Source organism: Clostridium sp. (genome assembly GCF_050717545.1).
Taxonomy (GTDB): Bacteria; Bacillota; Clostridia; order Clostridiales; family Clostridiaceae; genus Clostridium_AD.
Genome location: NZ_JBOITN010000004.1, coordinates 11,922 through 32,817 on the forward strand (window position 1 = coordinate 11,922; position 20,896 = coordinate 32,817).

Consider the following 20,896-nt stretch of genomic DNA (forward strand, 5'->3'; position numbering starts at 1 on the left):
TACATGTTTTTTACAGTTTTATATAATGGGATAACATATCTCAATATAGCACATAATGGTTTGTTTTATTTTTCTTTGGATTTTAATATAAATCTAATAAACAATCAAGTGTTTTATGCAACAACATGTAATCTGGCTTTTGCAGCAGTATACATTATATTTTATAGACAAGTAGAATACAAAAGTATAAGTAGAAATTTAATGTCCTATGATAAAAAAAATAAATATATATTTATATATATATTATTATTTTTTATTACATTATACTTCTCAACAAAATATGGATGGAACGAAGTGTCACATAATTATATAGAAGAAAATTCAACTGCGTATAGCCTTACAGCATATTTAAAATACGCATTTATATCAATGTATTTATTCTATATATATAAATATGGCTTTAATAAAATGTTAATGTTTTTATTAGTTTTACAAATTATACTTATGTTTTTTGATGGAGCTAGAACTACATTTTTTTGTATAGCAATTAGCACAATATGTATTTATAATTTAGAATATAAGCCTAGAAAATTAAAAGTGTTACTAATATTGGGATTAAGTTTATTTGTAATAATATCAGCAAGAGCAGTAATTATGAAATCAACGTTTATAGGTAATTTTGTTGATTCTATTAATATAGAAGCTCAGGTTGGATCTTATATGGTAAGACAAACCATATATATTCAGAGTGTAAATGAGAGTTATACATTTGGAAAAACGTATATTTTAGACCCTATTATGTATTTTTTAGATCCTATTACCAAAGTTCTATTTAATAAACCATTAAGAGGTGATTTATATTTTGATAGGTGGATTAACAATAATTCGATATTTCTTTTGGAAAGATATGCTCCAATGGGAGGATTTTATTACATTTCAGAAGCGATAATAACATTACCATATATAGGCGCAATGATCATAACTTTAATGTATGCAATATTTTCTGTGTATATGGAAAATAATAAGAATAAATTTAGAAGCCAATATATACTATTTTTAGCATTAGCTCCTTTGTTTATAAAATACAAGTTCAGCAATTTTTTTACGATGAGTCTTGTAATAATTATACTTTACTATATCTGGGGGTTTTTTGATAGAAAAAATAATATTAAATATAAGTAGTTATTATATATATGATAGTATTAATTACTAATAAGAAATTTTGCCCTTGTTTTTGAAGGAATAAAACAATTTGTTAAATGGTTCAAAACAAATTTTATACTAAGATAAACATTAAGAATCAATAAAAGAGATAATAAAAAGTACTATAGAATTAAGAGGTGAATTAATGGAAGCTAAAGTGGGTATTGTACTTGTGAATTACAATGGTGAAAAATTCCAAAACGATTGTATCAGAACAATAAAAGAGATGACTTATAGAAATTATGAAATATTTGTTGTTGATAATAACTCAAAGGACCAATCGATTAAAACTTTAAAAGAAAAATATTCAGATGTGAATATTATAGAAACTGGCGAAAATTGTGGGGTAGCAAAAGGCAATAATATAGGAATTAAAAAAGCTTTGGAGAATGGATGTGAATACATTTTACTACTTAATAATGATACAGAAGTAGATAAAGAAATGTTATCAAATCTAATTAAAAAATCAAATAAGAATACTTTAGTAACTTGCAAAATGTATTTTTTTAACAATAAAGAAAAAATTTGGTGTGCGGGTGGGAAAATCGACTGGAGTAAAGCTACTACGGTTCACTTTGGTGAAAATGAAATTGACGATGGTAGTAACGATAGGTCGCGATATGTTGAATATACACCTACATGTTGTTTGTTAATTCATAAAGGAGTTTTTGAAAATATTGGGTTAATGGATGAAAAATACTTTATGTATTACGATGATGCTGATTTTGTTGTTAGAGCAAATAAAGTAGGATATAAAGTATGGTATGAATCAAATGCTAAATTGTGGCATAAAGTAAGCTCTTCCAGTGGGGGTTCAGAATCTAAAATTATATTATACTATGCAAATAGAAATAGATTGTACTTCATAAACAAATTCTACAAATCAAAACTAAGAGTTTTAATTTATTATTATTTAACTAGAATTACAAAGTGCATTAAGTATAGTTTTGTTTCAAGAGAATTAGCAAAAATTATAATTAAGTCTATTTATGATTATAAAAATGATAGGATGTATTTACAAAATTTAAATAACAAATAGAGGAGAAAGAATTTATGGTATATAGATTTTTAAAAAAACCATTGTGTCATAAAATTGAGACAATTAAAAGAATTCTTTGGGTTTTTAAAATTAGGTATTATGGTAGTTATGGTAAATTTTCATTAATTGATAGGCCTTTAATGTTGTACAATAGAAAAAATATATTTATTGGCAAACATGTAATGATTAGACCTAATATCAGAATAGAACCAGTAAAAGAATGGCTAGGGGAAAAATTTTCACCGCTTATTAACATTGGTGATTATACAAGTATTGAGCAAAATTGCCACATTACATGTGCTAACAAGGTAACTATAGGAAAATATGTAACGATTTTAGGCTACTCCTGTATTACTGATATTGATCATGAATATAAAGACATCAAAAAAGGTATATTACAGCAACCAATAATTGTTAAAACAACAAGCATCGGAGACGAAAGTTTTATTGGCATGGGTAGCAGAATAATGGCTGGAGTCCATATTGGAAGGCATTGCATAATAGGAGCTAATTCAGTTGTGAATAAGGATGTACCTGATTATTCAGTTGTAGGTGGAATACCTGCTAAAGTAATAAAAAGATATAATGTTGAAACAGATATTTGGGAAAAAATAGATTAGAAGGACAATTATAGAGTTTAGACTAATGAGCAGAATTATTGTATTGACTAGTGATAATATAAAAAAACTTAAATATTAGATTAACTACTGATATAATGAAAAATTTATGGTTAAAAAATGCAAGTCGCATCTATAAGTGAAAATTATATACTTGGGTACAAAAATCTGAGATATGATCTATTTATAATAATTAGTACAAGCCATTAAAATTACAGTCAAAGGTGTAGATATTTAATTTATTATTTTAAAATCGCTTTATTTTTTAATATAAAATTAAAAATATAATTAACGAGGGTGTAAATGGGGAAATTTGAAACATATAAAAGTTATAAAGAAAAGCTTAATATAATAAATTTAAACGAACTAGGTAACATAAAGATAGGAAATGTATTGTCTAGTAATATATGGTTTATGATGGGCTATTCACATTATAAACTTATATTTAGAAATGTTAAAAATCTACTTAAAATAAGTTTTTTAAATCGTATAAAAATAACGTATACTCACAAAGAAAGTAGTAAAATCTTATTTGTAAATGTAGTTAGAAATAGAAAAGACTATGAGGATATTTATAATAAAACTAAAAATATTGTTGCTACATCTTCGGAACTAATAGTCAGTGAGGATAGGGTGATTAATATCAAAAGTTTATGTAATATATTTCATGTTATTAAGTATATGAAATATTTAAATAATATTAATAAGTTTAATGAAAGACTTTATTTTGCTATATATTTATTTGAATATAAATATTTATATGACTTTATAGAAAAGAAAGTAAACAAAAAATATAACTTAGTTGTTACGTTTTGTGATGCACATTCGTATGAAAATATAGTAGCGCAGTATTTTAACAATTTAGCAGTCAAAACTGCTACGTTACAGCATGGACAGTATATGTTCAATGATCACCCTGATATAAATAGTATAGCCTATGAAAATTTTATTAGTAATTACATATTATCTTGGGGCTTATTTACTAATTTGCAATTCAAGAAATTTGGTATAAGTGAAGACCGTTTAGTTATGACAGGAAATGCAAAATATATTAACTATGAGTTTAAAACTATTGAAGAAAAACTAAATGTGGAGAGTAAAGGCATTTTTGGATTGGTACTAGATGGACCTTCGTACTCTTCTTACTATGAATCAAATTTAAGACTAATTGAATTTGCAAATAAACTGGCAAAGACTACAGGATTGAATTATATAATTAAGCTACATCCTGTAGATTACAAAGAAAATTATTTAAGTCAAGTGAATAAAAGGTGTTTTAGTGGGTTTTGTAAAAATACATTATGCATTATGGAATATTCAAATCAGGTGGATTTTTCACTGATATATATTTCGAGTGTATATTCAGAACTAAATATGTTATTATCACCAGTATTTAGATATAAAGGAACAGCTAAGTTTAAATTAGGAATCTCTGATGGAGATGAATTTAATAGCTATGATGAATTAAAAGATAAGTATAATGATTTTTTAACTAATAGATTTATGTGGTTAAATAATGTGAAAAAAATAGGGGATTATTATATGAATACAATTGATATATATAATAATTATAAAAATTTTTTTGATTTATATAGTTAGAAATATTATTGTGATTTATAATGTTACTAGGGGTAAATAGACGATGTTAGCACCTCGTGATAGTAATATATACTTTTGAAATATTCTTGCATCTAAGAAGTAAAAGTATGTATCTCTTTTGAGTATTTGCTATATAACATACAAATTGGTATCTAGTAGTTTCATACTATGAACTCATGGTGGTATATATAGAGGTAAAGAAGCTTATAATGGTATAATTCATACGGAGAAAAAGATGCGAGTCTGGGTTAAAAGAAAAGTGAAAAAAATTAGGAAGAGCTAGGGTAAAGGTTACTAAAGAGTTTGAACACTATAAGATTGGTGGTGCATCTAGAAGTACATTTTGATGTATGATATTAAAAACGTTGAAATATACGAATAATATAGTTTTAGAGTTATATTATGGGATATAGGACAAAGGCATATTTGTTAATACTCAGTTGAAATAGTCGTAAATTATATGGCAATAAAAATATATGAAGAATTAATTGTTTATATGTTTGTTAGATTTATAATAATATGTAGGAGAGAAACAAGAATTAATAAGCAATATGTGATTATTAATAAAGAGAATGGGAGTGTATGATATTGTATTCATTTCAGACAGAAATAAAATGTTAAGGAAATCGATAAAAAATGTATCACCACCTGTTAAAGCTTCGCTTTTTTTTATGATAGGAAGTGTATTACAGCAGTCTATAAATATAATTACTACCCCAATATTCACCAGAATATTATCACAAAGTGATTATGGGATTACAAATGTTTATCAATCATGGTATGGAATATTAAGTGTAATTATTACATTATCTCTTACAGCTGGTGTATATAATAATGCTATGCTAGATTTTAAAGATGAGCTTAATGAGTTTACATCATCAATGTTAATTTTAACAACATTATCTACAAGTATATATTTTATTATATATATAATATTTAATCAACAGATAGCAAATATATTAAATTTGCCTGCTATTCTAATATATACTATGTTTCTGGCTATATTGCTTAATTCGGCCATGGGATTTTGGATGGCACAACAAAGATTTAGCTATAAGTACAAGTTATCTGTAACAATAAGTATATTTATAACTTTATTTGGAGCAATATTTTCATATTTATTAGTTATAAACATGGATGGAAATAAGGCTGTGGAAAAAATTATAGGTGGATTTATCTTCACAGGAGTGATCAGTTTAATATTATATATTAGTATAATACTAAAAGGAAAAACTGGTTTTAATTATAGATATTGGAAGTATGCGTTGGGTTTTAATATACCCTTAATACCACATTATTTAGCTAGTATTGTTTTAGCACAATCTGATAGGATAATAATATCTAAAATGGTAGGTAATGCAGAAGCAGGTTTGTATGGAGTAGCATATTCATCTGCGTCAGTTATTAGTATAGTTTGGACTTCTATAAATGCATCTTGGATTCCTTGGACGTTCAAAAAAATGAGAGATAATCAATATGGAGATATAAGAAAGATAGCAAATTATATAGTAATATTATGCCAAATAGCATGTGTTATATTCATATCATTAGCACCAGAGATAATTAGGATTTTAGCTGCACCAAGTTATTATAAGGCTGTATGGGTCGTACCGCCTGTAGTATTAGGCGTGTATTTTACTTTTTTATATACTTTGTTTGCAAATATAGAGTTTTATTATAAAAAAACAAAATTTATTATGGTAGCAAGTATAATTGGTGCAATAGTTAATGTGGTATTGAATATTTTACTAATACCTAGGTTTGGATATATTGCAGCAGCATATACTACTTTAGTTGCATATATGGTATTTAGTTTTATGCATTATTTTTTTATGACTAGGATTAATGATAAAAGGATATATGATATTAAATTTATATTTTTGAGCTCTTTTATATTAATTTTAGCATCTTTTGGAATAATGTGTTTGTATGATTATTTTATTATTAGATACATGATAATTGCGATTGTATTAATAATTATTTTAAAAAAAAGAAGGGACATTATGCTGATAGTAAAACAAATAAAAAAATAAAGAAAGGTATATAATATATTAACAATGAGGAGTATTATTAATATATTGAGTGTTTTTTTAGTGAAAAAAATTGTAGGAGGATGTATTATGAATAAGATAACAGCTATAGTTCCAGTTAGAGAAGGTAGTAGGAGATTGAAAAATAAAAATGTTGCACCTTTTGCAGGTACTAATTTACTATTGTACAAGTTGGAACAATTAAAAAAGGTAAAAGAAATAGACAATATTATCGTATCGTCAGATTCAGATAATATGCTAAAGATGGCTCAAAGTGTAGGGGTCGGGATACATAAGAGAGGTCCTGAATATTGCGATGAAAAAACTAAGACATTTGGAGAGGTAGTAAAACATATATGTGAAAGTGTAAATGGAGAACATATATTATGGGCTACATGTACAGCACCGCTTGTTTTTCCTGAAATGTATAAGGAAGCTATTAAAGCATATTTTAGAAATTTAAACGCAGGTTATGACTCATTGATTTCAGTTGAACCGTTTAAAAGATATGTTTGGAACGAAGAAGGACCCTTAAACTATGAATTAGGTTTAAAACATGTACCTTCACAACAGCTTAAGGAATTATATTTTGTAACTGATGGTATACTTTTAGCACCCAGAAAGAAAATGATAGAATGGTCGTATTTCCATGGACGAAAACCATTTAAATATATGTTAGATAAGAGGGCCTCAATAGATATTGATGATGGTTTGGATCTAGCATGTGCAAGATCTTGGCTTGACATGGATGAAAAAGTATCACAAATCGATCCTTATATGAAATACATGGAATAGGAGTAAACGGGACGGTGGATTGGCTGAACGAACTTGAAGAATGTACTCAAGTGATTAGCAAACATAAATGGATTCGCTCTGCAACATCCATTTAGCAAACAGATGTTGTTCATTGCGTTACCAATTTCTGTAACGGGGTCCGGCAACAGTCTCTTGCTAAATGGAAATAAATGATTAACTAGGCGAAGATGGGACATCTGATGCGGATTAAATAGATGAAAAGTTGGGTAGGGACAATAATGCTATGTATATGTTAAGAAGTCCAATTCATTGTCCTAAAACAAAAACAATTTATTAAGATTATATTATCTAATAGATAACAATCTTGATACAGATATACAAATTGGTTTTCATTCACATAATAATTTACAACTAACTTTCTTTAATGTACAAGAGTTGATGATGAGGGAAGTATCTAAAAATATGATACAAAATTAGTAGAAAAATGTGTATCATACTATAGATATAATGCAGGTATATCTAAGTTTTTAAAAATTAAAAATTAGGAAGTACTAAGAGATCCCAATATTGTATATATGGTATAATTTCTAATGCAAATTTAAAATAGATAGTATACAATAAAATGGAAATTAGATATTAAGCAGCGTGTGGGAAATATAACCACTGGTGAGTAGCGAAATTATTACAATAATATTTATGTGAAATAATTAATTTAAATGGTACTCTTAGGGATTGAGGTTATATCATATGGTGGAACGATAGCCTTTAAAAAATGGAATGGAGCAAAAACTTAGCGAAATTCATCTAGGTACGTTACTGATGAACATTAAAAAAGTGCCAAAGTTAATTAAGTATAAATAAAATTAGTTTTAGTCTGTAAAGTCACATTTATATATTATTTTAAACAATATAGAGGGAGTAAGGATAAATGAAAAAGATATTAGTTACAGGTGCCAATGGATATATTGGACGCCATATTGTAAAGACGTTACTAGATTGTGGGTATAATGTAGATGCTTGCGATTTTAGATTTGACGGAATCGATGAAAGAGCTAATAAAATATATACACCTATATTTAACGGAGAAAATGATATATATGATAAACTAGGAAACCCAGATATATGTATACATATGGCATGGAGAAACGGATTTATTCATAACTCAGAAACTCATATTGAAGATTTATATAATCATTATACATTTCTAAACAATATGATTAGTGGAGGACTTAAGCATTTATCTGTTATGGGTTCAATGCATGAGGTTGGATATTGGGAAGGAGCTATTGATGAAAATTCATCAACTAATCCTTCTTCATTATATGGTATAGCTAAGAATACTCTAAGGCAAGCTTTAGAACTATTGGCTAAAGAAGAGAATGTAGTGCTACAATGGTTAAGAGGATACTACATAATTGGTGACGATTTGAAAAGTAACTCTATATTTTCAAAAATAACTAAAATGGAAATGGAAGGTAAGGAAGAATTTCCATTTACTACCGGAAAAAATAAATTTGATTTTTTAAGTCTTGAGGAGTTATCCAGGCAAATAGTTGCAGCATCTACTCAAACAGAAATTCGAGGTATAATTAATTGTTGTTCGGGAAATCCAATTTCACTTGCAGAGAAGGTTGAAGAATTTATTAAAGAAAAGAATTTTAAAATAAAATTAAAATATGGTGCATTTCCAGATAGAGAATATGATTCACCAGCTGTATGGGGAGACAATAGTAAAATGCAAAGTATACTTGGAATGACATTTAAAGAGTAGAATCAAATTAAATTAAATTAGCAACCAATAAATGATGTAAGGTTGGGTTGAAAAAAGAGAAACTGGGAAAATCAGAACGAAAAAAACTTGGCGGTAGCAATAAGGGCGATCACTGAAATATATATAAATGTTTCAGTGATATTCTCGTAGTAAGCGTTTATTTTACGACATTTATAGAATATTCATTGAAATGTTAGGGAAATAGTGCATAAGGTAAGAAAAGAAGAAATACATGTGAAAAAAATTAGCAAACAGAAACTGACAGCTAGCGCTGACAATTTATGTAATGGGGTCGCATCAGCAGCCTATTTTGTGGGAATTGCAAAAATTCACATGAAGTAGGCAAGCGAAGGCTAGGCGAAGATGGGACATCAGATGCGGATTTAGAAGATGAAGCGTTGGGTAGGAAAAATGATAATTTGGGAAAAAAGAAACAAAAAAACTTGGCGGCAGCCATGGGGTGAGACCAGTGAAATATTTAAATATATATCACTGGTTTTTTCGTCGTTAAAAGAGAACACTAGCAACCAATAAACGTATTCGCTCCGCTACATACATTTATTGGAATAGGGTCGCAACAGCCGCCTATTTTGTGGGAATTAAAAAAATTCACATGAAATAGGCAAGCGTAGGCTAGGCGAAAATGGGACATTTGATGCGGATTTAGAAGATGAAAAATTAGCAAACAGAAACTGACAGCTGGCGCTGACAATTTATGTAATGGGGTCGCATCAGCCGCCTAATTTGTGGGAATTGTAAAAATTCACATGAAGTAGGCAAGCGAAGGCTAGGCGAAGATGGGACATCAGATGCGGATTTAGAAGATGAAGCGTTGGGTAGGAAAAATGATTAGCAACCAATAAACGTATTCGCTCCGCTACATACATTTATTGGAATGGGGTCGCAACAGCCGCCTATTTTGTGGGAATTGCAAAAATTTACATGAAATAGGCATGCGAAGCTAGGCTAAGCTGGGACAGCTGATGCGGATTAAAGGATGTAAAGTGGGGAAGAAAAAATGATAAATTGGAAAGAAAAGAAACGAAAAAAACTTGGCGGCAGCCATGGGGTAAAAACTACTGAAATTTATAGAGATATTAGCAACCAATAAACGTATTTGCTCCGCTACATACATTTATTGGAATGGGGTCGCATCAGCCGCCTATATTATGGGAGACGTGAAGGTGGACATGAAATAGGCATGCGGAGCTAGGCGAAAATGGGACATTTGATGCGAATTTAGAAGATGAAAAGTTGGGTAGGAAAAATGATAATTCGGAAAAAAAGAAACAAAAAAACTTGGCAGCGTCCATGGGTGGAAGAATATTGAAATTTATAGATATATATAATTTCGGTAGTTTTTTTAACGTCAAAAAAGTATGGCTAGTGATAGCATGTTAATTGCTTATATATTAGTGTGTAAAGAATAGCAAACAGAAACAGCCAGCTAGCGCTGACAATTTATGTAATGGGGTCGTATCAGCCGCCTATATTATGGGAGCCGTGAAGGTGGACATGAAATAGGCAAGCGGAGCTAGGCGAAAATGGGACATTTGATGCGGATTTAGAAGATGAAAAATTGGGTAGGAAGAGTTGAAAATTTTGAAAAATAGAAACAAAAAAACTTGGCGGTAGCCATGGGGTGGAAACTACTGAAGTAAATTTCGGTAGTTTTTTGTACGTCCAGCATGTTCGCTGAGCCGATAGGCTGAAAGAAGCCTACGTCACCTAACCAACGGGAAGACAACCTGAGAGCAAGGGCGCCACTGGCAACGGTAGGGTCTGAAGGAAGCAGCAGGGGAAATGTGGAACATAACGAAAGTAAACCGAAGATGGCTTATTAGCAAACAGAAATTGACAGCTAACGCTGACAATTTCTGTAATGGGGTCGCATCAGCAGCCTAGTTTGTGGGAATTGCAAAAATTCGCATGAAATAGGCATGCGGAGCTAGGCGAAAATGGGACATTTGATGCGGATTTAGAAGATGAAAAGTTGGGTAGGAAAAATAATTATTTGAAAAAAAAAGAAACAAAAAAACTTGGCAGCAGCCATGTGTGGAAAACTATTGAAATTTATAGATTTATATAATTTCGGTAGTTTTTTGACGTCAAAAAGGTATGGCTAAAGTTAGCATGTTAATTGCTTATATAGTAGTGGCTAAAGAAAACATTTTATAAAGTTGCAAAAACACCTAGATAAAAACACTCAATATAATAAAACTTATATTGAACCAAAATAAAAAACCATCTACAATAGATGGCTTATAAATTTTATTTAACTGCTTTTAATTTTGCTATATATTTCCAGTTGCTAGCTGTTATAATTTCAACATTGCTTAAATTATCTTTTATATCTTCTAAGTTGCTAGTTACCATAGTTCGAAATTCTGTTAAATCTGCTGTTTGATCAACAACTGAATCTAATTTCTTCTCAATCCTATCAATTTTTAAATCTGTATTTTTTTGTCCTTCTAATAATTGATTTAGTAAAGATACCATTTTTTCATCCATTACCATCACCTCATAGTTACAGTATATCATTTATCTTAAATATATACGAGTAGAATTATATGTAAATATATTATTAATATTGTAAAGAAGAGATGCAAAAAAACTTGGCGGCAGCCATGGGGTGAAAACTACTTAAGTGAATTTTGGTAGTTTTTTTGTCGTTTAGGCTAGGGTTCATGACACTAACAGAATATTGGTAAATTAAAGTAGAAAAATATTAGGTAAAAAACTATAAAAAAACGTAGAATATGATATAATGCAAAGAGAGGTGAAGAAAATGGATGATGAAATAAAAACTATTCTTCTAAAACTACTTGAAGGTCAAAATAGTGTTGAAACAGAAGTAAAAAAGAACTCAATTAAACTTGAATCCATAGAAACAAAGATAAATGTGATAGCTGAAATACAGACAGCACACAAAGATCAGAATGAAAAAGCCTTTAGAAATTCAAATTCACTAACGGAAGAAAAAGTGGACTTGTTGGGAACATCAATAAAAAGCATTTCAAAGGACGTTAAAGAAGTCAAAGAGAACATAGATGTAATGAAAGATGTAATTGGTAGAAATCAAATTGACATAGAAGTATTAAAGCGTAGACCAGTTTAGAAACAATAGCAACCAATAAACGAATTCGCTCCGATACATACATTTACTGGAATGGGTCGCAACAAACATAAACAGCCAGCTAGCGCTGACAATTTATGTAAAGGGGTCGTATCAGCCGCCTAGTTTATGGGAATTGCAAAAATTCACATGAAGTAGGCAAGCGAAGGCTAGGCGAAGATGGGACATCAGATGCGGATTTAGAAGATGAAGCGTTGGGTAGGAAAAATGATACTTTGGGAAAAAAGAAACAAAAAAACTTGGCGGCAGCCATGGGGTGAGACCAGTGAAATATTTAAATATATATCACTGGTTTTTTCGTCGTTAAAAGAGAATAGGTTTCACGACATTAATATAATATTTTAAAAGTAGTGTAGAATAAAGTGTAATTTTCTGATAAAATGAGAATATAGGAAGGAATGATTATATGGAAAGATTAAAGCCTTTAAATGACTTCATCTTCAAGAAAACTTTTGGTGAGGAAGAGACAAAAGATAATCTTATAGCACTACTTAATGCAATCCTAAGTAAAAAAGATAGAGATAAACTAGTAGGGCGAAATAATATGGAATAAAGAATTAACGCCTGAATTAATTCAAGATAAGACAGGCATAATAGATGTTAGAGCTAAAACAAAAGATGGTACGCAACTTGAAATAGAAGTGCAGTTAACAAATCAGCACAACATGGATAAAAGGACAATGTGGTATTGGGGAGAAATGTTCTCAGGAGGAATAAAAAAGGGAGAAGATTATAAGAATCTACCTAAGGTCATAACTATAAATATAGTAGATTTTGAATATATTGAAATACCTGATAAATTTCACACAACATTTCATTTATGGGAAGATGGAGTTAAAGATTACATGCTAACAGATGTTGTAGAAATTCACTTCATAGAGATGGAGAAATTTAGAAAGTTAAGAAGCAAGAACTTAAAAGAAGATAAGCTTCAAAGGTGGTTATCCTTTTTTAGAGAAGATATAAGTAAAGAAGAGTTAGAGGAGTTGATGGACATGGATGTTGATATTAAAAAAGCAGAAGAAAAAATAGAATATCTAAGCAGTGATCCAAAGACATTAGAGCTTTACAAGGCTAGAGAAAGATCACTTCATGAGCGCGCTAACATGATTAGTAGTGCTGTAGATGAGACAGCAATGAAGATAGCAAAAAAATTACTGAATATGGGATTATCAGTTGAACAAGTTGCTAAAGGTTCTGAACTATCGATAGAAAAAGTAATTGAGCTAAAAAAGAAAATAGTTCAATAAAAACAGCCGCGGGTTGGAACCACTGAAATATATATAAATATTTCAGTGGTTTTTTGTCTTGAAATGATTCTTTTCACGATATAATATAATATTTAAAAAGTAGTGTAGAATAAAGTGTAATTTTCTGATAAAATGAGAATATAGGAAGGAATGATTAAATGGAAAGATTAAAGCCTTTAAATGACTTCATTTTTAAGAAAACCTTTGGTGAGGAAGAAACGAAAGATAATCTTATAGCACTACTTAATGCAATCCTAAGTAAAAAAGATAGAGATAAACTAGTAACACTCGAGATAGTTGAAAATAAAGAATTAACGCCTGAATTAATTCAAGATAAGACAGGTATAATAGATGTTAGAGCTAAAACAAAAGATGGTACGCAACTTGAAATAGAAGTGCAGTTAACAAACCAACACAACATGGATAAAAGAACAATGTGGTATTGGGGAGAAATGTTCTCTGAAGGAATAAAAAAGGGAGAAGATTATAAGAACTTACCTAAGGTCATAACTATAAATATAGTAGATTTTGAATATATTAAAATACCTGATAAATTCCACACAACGTTCCATTTATGGGAAGATGGAGTTAAAGACTACATGCTGACGGATGTTGTAGAAATTCACTTTATAGAGATGGAAAAATTTAGAAAATTAAGAAATAAGAATTTAAAAGAAGATAAGCTTCAAAGGTGGTTATCCTTTTTTAGAGAAGATATAAGTAAAGAAGACTTAGAGGAGTTGATGGACATGGATGTTGATATTAGAAAAGCAGAAGAAAAAATAGAATATCTAAGTAGTGATCCAAAGACATTAGAACTTTACAAAGCAAGAGAAAGATCACTACACGAGAGGGCTAATATGATTAGTTCTGCTAAGGATGAAGGAATAAATGAAAAAGCAATAGAAGATGCTAAAAGTTTTCTAAGACTTGGAGTAAATGAAGAAATAGTATCAAAAGGGACAAAATTGCCAATAGAAAAGGTACTAGAACTAAAAAAGCAAATGATGAACTAGCAATAGTAGCAAACATTAGCAAACAGAAACTGACAGCTAGCGCTGACAATTTCTGTTAGCAATTATGTAATGGGGTCGTATCAGCCGCCTAATTTGTGGGAATTGAAAAAATTCACATGAAGTAGGCAAGCGAAGGCTAGGCGAAGATGGGACATCAGATGCGGATTTAGAAGATGAAGCGTTGGGTAGGAAAAATGATAATTTGGGAAAAAAGAAAAAGGGAGAAGATTATAAGAACTTACCTAAGGTCATAACTATAAATATAGTAGATTTTGAATATATTAAAATACCTGATAAATTTCACACAACGTTCCATTTATGGGAAGATGGAGTTAAAGACTACATGCTGACGGATGTTGTAGAAATTCACTTTATAGAGATGGAAAAATTTAGAAAATTAAGAAATAAGAATTTAAAAGAAGATAAGCTTCAAAGGTGGTTATCATTTTTTAGAGAAGATATAACTGAAAAAGAGTTAGAGGAGTTGATGGACATGGATGTTGATATTAAAAAAGCAGAAGAAAAAATAGAATATCTAAGCAGTGATCCAAAGACATTAGAGCTTTACAAGGCTAGAGAAAGATCACTTCATGAGCGCGCTAACATGATAAGTTCCGCTAAGGGTGAAGGAGCAACCGAGAATGCAATAAAGGTAGCAGAGAATTTTTTAAATATGGGATTGTCGGTTGAACAAGTGGCTAAGGGATCGGAACTACCGATAGAAAAAGTAATTGAACTAAAAAGGAAACTGGTTCAATAAAAACAGCCAGTAGCAACCAATAAACGTATTCGCTCCGCTACATACATTTACTGTAAAGGGGTCGCATCAGCCGCCTAATTTGTGGGAATTGCAAAAATTCACATGAAATAGGCAAGCGAAGGCTAGGCGAAGATGGGACATCAGATGCGGATTAAAGGTGAAAAAGTTTGGATGAAAAATTGAGAGACAATGGAAAAAAATAAAACAAAAAAACTTGGCGGCAGCCAGAGGGAACTACTGAAATTTATAGAGATATAATTTTAGTAGTTTTCTTGCATTAAAAGTCTTTGTACTGAATTATGAAAATTATTGATGTGAAATGAATTAGCATCCAGTATAATTTCTATTATATTGAATGGAAGTGAAAAGCTAACCTGGGATATAGAAGGAATTTCAAAAGTTTGAAGTTTTTCAAAATCAATTATATATCAAAGATATGTATTCTAATTGTTACTAGGGAATTTCTTATCATAGTATTATCAAATATGCACGAAGTTATTTTTCACTTTTTAAAATATGAATGGTTTGTTTGAAATTACATAAAATATAATATATGATATAGATACAGGATTAAATAAATTTGAAGATGGAGTGAAAATTGATATATGGAAATTCAACAGATAAAAGAATATCTCAATGGCGGTGAAAGTCTAACAGTTGAGTTTAAGCAGAGTAAGAACAAATTAAATAAAGACGTTTTTGAATCTGTATGTGCATTTTTGAATCGTAATGGAGGGCACTTATTTCTTGGTGTAAATGATGAAGGAAATGCGGTAGGAATTGATGATGAAGCTATTAACAAGGTTAAAAAGGAATTTGTGACATCTATAAACAATATTCAAAAGTTAAGTCCGACATTTTATTTGTCAGTTGAAGATATTAAAGTTAATGGGAAAACGATTCTATATATTTATGTCCCAGAGAGTTCACAAGTCCATAGGTGTAATGGAAAAATATATGATCGAAATGAAGATGGAGATATGGATATTACTGATAATACAAATCTAGTTTCAGAAATGTATATGAGAAAGCAAGGAACTTATACTGAAAATAGAATTTATCCGTTTGCTCTACTGTCAGACTTACGAAGCGATCTCTTTACTAAGGTAAGAAAATTGGCGGAAAATCAAAGGACTAATCATCCATGGCTTCTAATGGATGATATGGAAATTTTAAAGAGTGCCGGATTATATCTTAAAGATTTACAAAGTGGTAAAGAAGGAATCACCTTAGCAGGAATATTGTTGCTTGGTAAAGATGAACTTATTTTAAATGCTATGCCTCACTTTAAAACAGATGCTATTTTAAGGAGAGAAGATACTGATAGATACGATGACAGGGATGATATTAGAACCAATTTAATTGATAGCTATGAAAGACTTATGCAATTTATTGCGAAGCACTTGAATGATAAGTTTTATTTAGAAAAGGACCAAAGAATAAGTTTGAGAGATAAGGTATTTAGGGAAGTGGTTTCAAATATTGTAATTCATAGAGAATTTTTAAACCCATTTCCTGCGAAGCTTGTAATTGAGAGTGGCAGGGTTTTTACTGAAAATAGTAATAAGCCACATGGCAACGGAATTATTGATATAAATAATTTCTCTCCATATCCTAAAAATCCAAAAATTGCAAAATTTTTCAAAGAAATAGGGAGAGTTGAAGAACTTGGTTCTGGTGTTAGGAATATATATAAATATAATAAAATATATTCTGGAGCAGAACCTATATTTATAGAAGGTGATGTTTTTAGAACGATAATTCCATTGACTACCCAAGCTAGTGCTCAAGCTAGTGCTCAAGCTAGTGCTCAAGCTGAATTAAAAGAGCAGGATAGAACTAGAGAAATATTAGAGCTTTGTAAAATTGCAAGGACTCGGAGTGAAATACAAGATTTTTTAGAGATTCAAAGTAGAAGATATCTTGGAGCAAAGATATTAGGTCCTCTAATAAAAGGTGGTTTATTAAAGCTAACCATACCTACTAAACCTACAAGTCCAAATCAAAAATATTATTGTGATAAAGACTTATAGATAAGCTCGTCACTCAGTTCATCGCAAAGCCGCCTATTTTGTGGTAGCAAACATAAACAGCCAGCTAGCGCTGACAATTTATGTAAAGGGGTCGTATCAGCCGCCTAATTTGTGGGAATTGCAAAAATTCACATGAAATAGGTATGCGGAGCTAGGCGAAGATGGAACATCTGATGCGAATTAAGTATAAGAGAAGTTAGGTAGAGTAATTGAGAGTTTGGAAAGAGAAGCAACAAAAAACTTGGCGGCAGCCATGGGGTTGAAACTACTAAAATTTATACAGATATAATTTTAGTAGTTTTTTTGCGTTAAAAGTCTTTGTACTGGATTATGAAAATTATTGGTGTAAATGAATTAGCATCCAATATAATAAATGTTATGTGGAATGGTTTTATCTTATTTAAAAATGATATGATGCAATTAATTGAATGTTTACTTTAAGGGTAAAGTTATAAATCTTAAAAGTTTTACATATGTAAATTTAAAGTATGATATAATATTTTTAGGTGGTGAATTAAATGGAAGAGATTAAAAATATGCTTATTCAGTTGATGGAGGGTCAAGAAGCAATGAAAATCGACATTGGAAGTGTAAAAAATGATATTAAAAAAATAGATTTTAAAATAGAAGAACTTGATAAAAAAGTGGATTTTTCACTAGAAGGTCATAAGACTAACACTGAACAATTGAATAGGATAGAAAATGAAGTCACTAAACAACAAGAAATTATTCTAAGAAAGGTAAAATAAGAAAAATAGAATTAAATTATTTTAAAATAAGTAGCAAACAGAAACTGGCATCTAACGTCTGAATTAATTGGTAGCAAACAGAAACAGCCAGCTAACGCAGACAATTTCTGTAAAGGGGTCGCAACAGCCGCCTATATTATGGGATCCGTGAAGGTGGACATGAAATAGGCAAGCGGAGCTAGGCGAAAATGGGACATTTGATGCGGATTTAGAAGATGAGAAATTGGGTAGGAAAAGTTGGAAATTTTGAACAATAGAAACAAAAAAACTTGGCGGGAGCCATGGGGTGGAAACTACTGAAGTGAATTTTGGTAGTTTTTTGTCGTGAAGGCCAGGTTTCACGACATTTCAGAAGTAAAAAGCCTTCAATTTTTTAAAATAAATATAGGCTAATAGCACCATTTTTGTTTTTGTCATATTAAAATAAAAAACATTATAGTGTAAAAGCTATGGTGATTTGATATAATAAGAGGAGAAGGTGAGTGATAAAATGTCCTATGAAACAAGACCACAAACTTATGATGAAACTATAAAAATTTTAGAGAAAAAAGATTATCGTGGTATTGCGGAATTTATTCTACCATCTGTAAAAGAAGCAGATGAAATAAGTTTAGAACATACAAAACTATCTGTACCTGATATGAGAGAAATGGATTTTTTAGCAAAAATCAATATGAATAATGAAAGTTTTATCCTTCACATAGAATTTGAAACAGTATATAAAAGTAATACACAAATGATGAAAAGAATGCTGAGGTATTACACATACATTAAATGGCATAACGACTTACCAATATATCAGGTACTTATGGTACTAAAGAAGCCTGAAAATGTTAAGAATATTAAAAGTAGTTTTGAAAGTACGGTTCAAGATTTGGAAGTAATGAAATACAACTATAAGGTTATAAAGGCTTACGAAATTGATAAGAAGCAAATACTAAGCGAAAAGACTATAGTATTTTATCCACTTAGAGTATTTATGAAACATGACGGAGAAACTGAAAAAGAACACATATTAGAATGCTTATCGGTAGTAGAAAAAATAGAAGATACGGATTATTATTTTTTAACAGTTGAATGTTTGAAAAGGATTTATCAAACAAGTGAATATGAAGATTTCGTAGAGGAGGAGATTTATATGTCATCTGCATTATATAAAGAGCCTTATGAAAAAGGTAGAGAAGAAGGAATAGCGAAAGGGCTACAAGAAGGTGAATTGAAAGGTGAAACAAAAACTCTCGCGAGGACTACAATAAAGTTTTTAATTAAAAAATTTGGTATTATACCAGATGATTTGAAGGAAAGTATACAAAAATTAGATGCACCAACATTAGAAATCATAATAGATAACATCTTAGAATATGAAAGTTTAGATGAGATAAAAAAATATATTAATTAGCAACCAATAAATGAATTCGTTCCGCTACATACATTTATTGGAAAAGGGTTGCATCAGCAGCCTAATTTGTGGGAATTGCAAAAATTCACATGAAATAGGCATGCGGAGCTAGGCGAAAATGGGACATTTGATGCGGATTTAGAAGATGAAAAATTGGGTGGGAAAAGTTGAAAATTTTGAAAAATAGAAACAAAAAAACTTGGCGGGAGCCATGGGGTGGAAACTACTGAAGTAAATTTCGGTAGTTTTTTGTCGTGGAGGCTAGGTTTCATGACATTATTCTAATAGCTAAAATTAGTGTAAAGTAAAAATTAATGTAAAGTAAAAATCAATGTGATATAATGAAATTAATTATGAATTACAATGAGGTGGATAAATTTTGACGAAAAAACATGATTATGATGCAGCTTGGAAATCAATTCTAGAAGTATTTGAAGTGGAAGTAGTAGAATTACTTTTTCCAGAGATTTTTAACAAAATAGTATGGGAGTTAGGCACAGAATCCTTAGATAAGGAGCTACTGGAAATACAGAAGGACATATTTGATAAAGATAGCGCTGAAAAAGTAATATCGGATAAAATAATAAAGGTGACATTAAAAGATAAAGGAAGCAAGATCTTATTTATTCATGTAGAAGTACAAAGTTACAGTAGCGGAAATGAAGTTTTTGGAGAAAGAATGTTCAGATACTTTTATAGGATATGGGATAAATTTAGGTATAAAAATAATGATGAGTCAGAAATAGTGGCTGCAGCAATATATACTTATAAGGGTGACCGTGGAAAGGATAAAAGATATGTTTATAAATTACCAGAGTTAGAAAATGAAATACTAATATATAATTTTAAAACTATTGATGTAGAAAAAATAAAGCTTGAAAAAATCAATGATGATAACCCACTCAAATTAGTTTTTAAAATGGCAAAAAGTTTACTAGAGACAGGAGTAAGAGATGAAGATATAATAAGGGCAAAAATAAAGTTAGCAGCAGAATTAAGAGGGTATGATAAAGTTAAAAACAACGATCAAATAAAAGCATTAGTAGATTTTTTAGAATATTTGTTTTTAATTGAAAATCCAGAGATAGAAAAGGAATATGAAGAATATAAAAAAGAAAATGGAGGTGCATTTAAATTGAGTATAGACGAGATTAGAAAGTTGCACTACAAGGAAGAAGGAAGAGAAGAAGGTGAAATTAAAAAAGCTATAGAAATAGCTAAGAAGCTTTTACGAAAAGGTGTATCTATTGATATAATTGTAGAGAGTACTGACTTAACAGTAGAAGAAGTAGAAGATATTAAGAAAGAATTTGTAAATTAGCAAACAGAAACAGCCAGCTAACGCTGACAGTTTATGTAAAGGGGTCGCAACAGCCGCCTATTTTGTGGGAATTGGGAAAATTCACATGAAATAGGCATGCGAAGCTGGGACAGCTGATGCGGATTAAAGGATGTAAAGATGGGTAGAAAAAATGATAATTTGAGAAAAAAATAAAACAAAAAAACTTGGCGGCAGGCATGGGAGGAAACCACACAATATAGATACATATTGTGTGGTTTTTTCAATTTGAAGCTCAGGGTTCACGACATTGATAGAA

Annotated in this window: 17 protein-coding genes; 16 read left to right on the forward strand and 1 reads right to left on the reverse strand. The window is 30.1% G+C overall.

Annotated elements, in window-relative coordinates; translation table 11 throughout:
• The first annotated feature begins 294 nt into the window (after positions 1–294).
• From ACREVX_RS00690 to ACREVX_RS00720, 7 genes are all read left to right on the forward strand, one after another.
• Positions 295–1,122, forward strand: a complete 828-nt coding sequence (locus tag ACREVX_RS00690; RefSeq protein ID WP_431542131.1) for an O-antigen polymerase — start codon at positions 295–297, stop codon at positions 1,120–1,122.
• 166 nt (positions 1,123–1,288) lie between these two features.
• Entirely contained in the window at positions 1,289–2,182 is an 894-nt protein-coding gene (locus ACREVX_RS00695; RefSeq protein WP_431542132.1) for a glycosyltransferase family 2 protein, read from the forward strand.
• A gap of 14 nt (positions 2,183–2,196) precedes the next feature.
• Positions 2,197–2,802, forward strand: coding sequence for an acyltransferase (locus ACREVX_RS00700; protein WP_431542133.1), 606 nt, complete (start codon positions 2,197–2,199; stop codon positions 2,800–2,802).
• Between the two features lie 300 nt (positions 2,803–3,102).
• Positions 3,103–4,398, forward strand: a complete 1,296-nt coding sequence (locus tag ACREVX_RS00705; RefSeq protein WP_431542134.1) for a hypothetical protein — start codon at positions 3,103–3,105, stop codon at positions 4,396–4,398.
• Positions 4,399–5,012: 614 nt separating this feature from the next.
• Positions 5,013–6,431 carry a lipopolysaccharide biosynthesis protein gene (locus ACREVX_RS00710; protein ID WP_431542135.1) on the forward strand — a complete coding sequence of 473 codons (1,419 nt, stop codon included), beginning with the start codon at positions 5,013–5,015 and terminating at the stop codon, positions 6,429–6,431.
• A gap of 87 nt (positions 6,432–6,518) precedes the next feature.
• Positions 6,519–7,223, forward strand: coding sequence for an acylneuraminate cytidylyltransferase family protein (locus ACREVX_RS00715; protein ID WP_431542136.1), 705 nt, complete (start codon positions 6,519–6,521; stop codon positions 7,221–7,223).
• Positions 7,224–8,112: 889 nt separating this feature from the next.
• Positions 8,113–8,955 carry an NAD-dependent epimerase/dehydratase family protein gene (locus tag ACREVX_RS00720; RefSeq protein WP_431542137.1) on the forward strand — a complete coding sequence of 281 codons (843 nt, stop codon included), beginning with the start codon at positions 8,113–8,115 and terminating at the stop codon, positions 8,953–8,955.
• A 2,271-nt stretch (positions 8,956–11,226) separates the two neighbouring features.
• Here ACREVX_RS00720 and ACREVX_RS00725 read toward each other — a convergent pair.
• On the reverse strand, positions 11,227–11,466 hold the full coding sequence (locus tag ACREVX_RS00725; protein ID WP_431542138.1) for a hypothetical protein: 240 nt from the start codon (positions 11,464–11,466) through the stop codon (positions 11,227–11,229).
• A 277-nt stretch (positions 11,467–11,743) separates the two neighbouring features.
• On the opposite strand from ACREVX_RS00725, the gene ACREVX_RS00730 reads away from it, so the two are divergent.
• From ACREVX_RS00730 to ACREVX_RS00770, 9 genes are all read left to right on the forward strand, one after another.
• Positions 11,744–12,073 carry a hypothetical protein gene (locus ACREVX_RS00730; RefSeq protein ID WP_431542139.1) on the forward strand — a complete coding sequence of 110 codons (330 nt, stop codon included), beginning with the start codon at positions 11,744–11,746 and terminating at the stop codon, positions 12,071–12,073.
• A 424-nt stretch (positions 12,074–12,497) separates the two neighbouring features.
• Positions 12,498–12,644, forward strand: a complete 147-nt coding sequence (locus ACREVX_RS00735; protein ID WP_431542140.1) for a PD-(D/E)XK nuclease family transposase — start codon at positions 12,498–12,500, stop codon at positions 12,642–12,644.
• A 40-nt stretch (positions 12,645–12,684) separates the two neighbouring features.
• Positions 12,685–13,341, forward strand: coding sequence for an Rpn family recombination-promoting nuclease/putative transposase (locus ACREVX_RS00740; protein WP_431542166.1), 657 nt, complete (start codon positions 12,685–12,687; stop codon positions 13,339–13,341).
• 158 nt (positions 13,342–13,499) lie between these two features.
• Positions 13,500–14,357, forward strand: coding sequence for an Rpn family recombination-promoting nuclease/putative transposase (locus ACREVX_RS00745; protein WP_431542141.1), 858 nt, complete (start codon positions 13,500–13,502; stop codon positions 14,355–14,357).
• 181 nt (positions 14,358–14,538) lie between these two features.
• Entirely contained in the window at positions 14,539–15,117 is a 579-nt protein-coding gene (locus ACREVX_RS00750; protein ID WP_431542143.1) for an Rpn family recombination-promoting nuclease/putative transposase, read from the forward strand.
• Between the two features lie 605 nt (positions 15,118–15,722).
• Positions 15,723–17,150, forward strand: a complete 1,428-nt coding sequence (locus ACREVX_RS00755) for an RNA/DNA-binding domain-containing protein (RefSeq protein ID WP_431542144.1) — start codon at positions 15,723–15,725, stop codon at positions 17,148–17,150.
• Positions 17,151–17,668: 518 nt separating this feature from the next.
• Positions 17,669–17,899, forward strand: coding sequence for a hypothetical protein (locus tag ACREVX_RS00760; RefSeq protein ID WP_431542145.1), 231 nt, complete (start codon positions 17,669–17,671; stop codon positions 17,897–17,899).
• A gap of 478 nt (positions 17,900–18,377) precedes the next feature.
• Positions 18,378–19,298, forward strand: a complete 921-nt coding sequence (locus ACREVX_RS00765) for a DUF4351 domain-containing protein (RefSeq protein WP_431542146.1) — start codon at positions 18,378–18,380, stop codon at positions 19,296–19,298.
• A gap of 379 nt (positions 19,299–19,677) precedes the next feature.
• Positions 19,678–20,619, forward strand: coding sequence for an Rpn family recombination-promoting nuclease/putative transposase (locus tag ACREVX_RS00770; RefSeq protein WP_431542148.1), 942 nt, complete (start codon positions 19,678–19,680; stop codon positions 20,617–20,619).
• Positions 20,620–20,896: the final 277 nt, after the last annotated feature.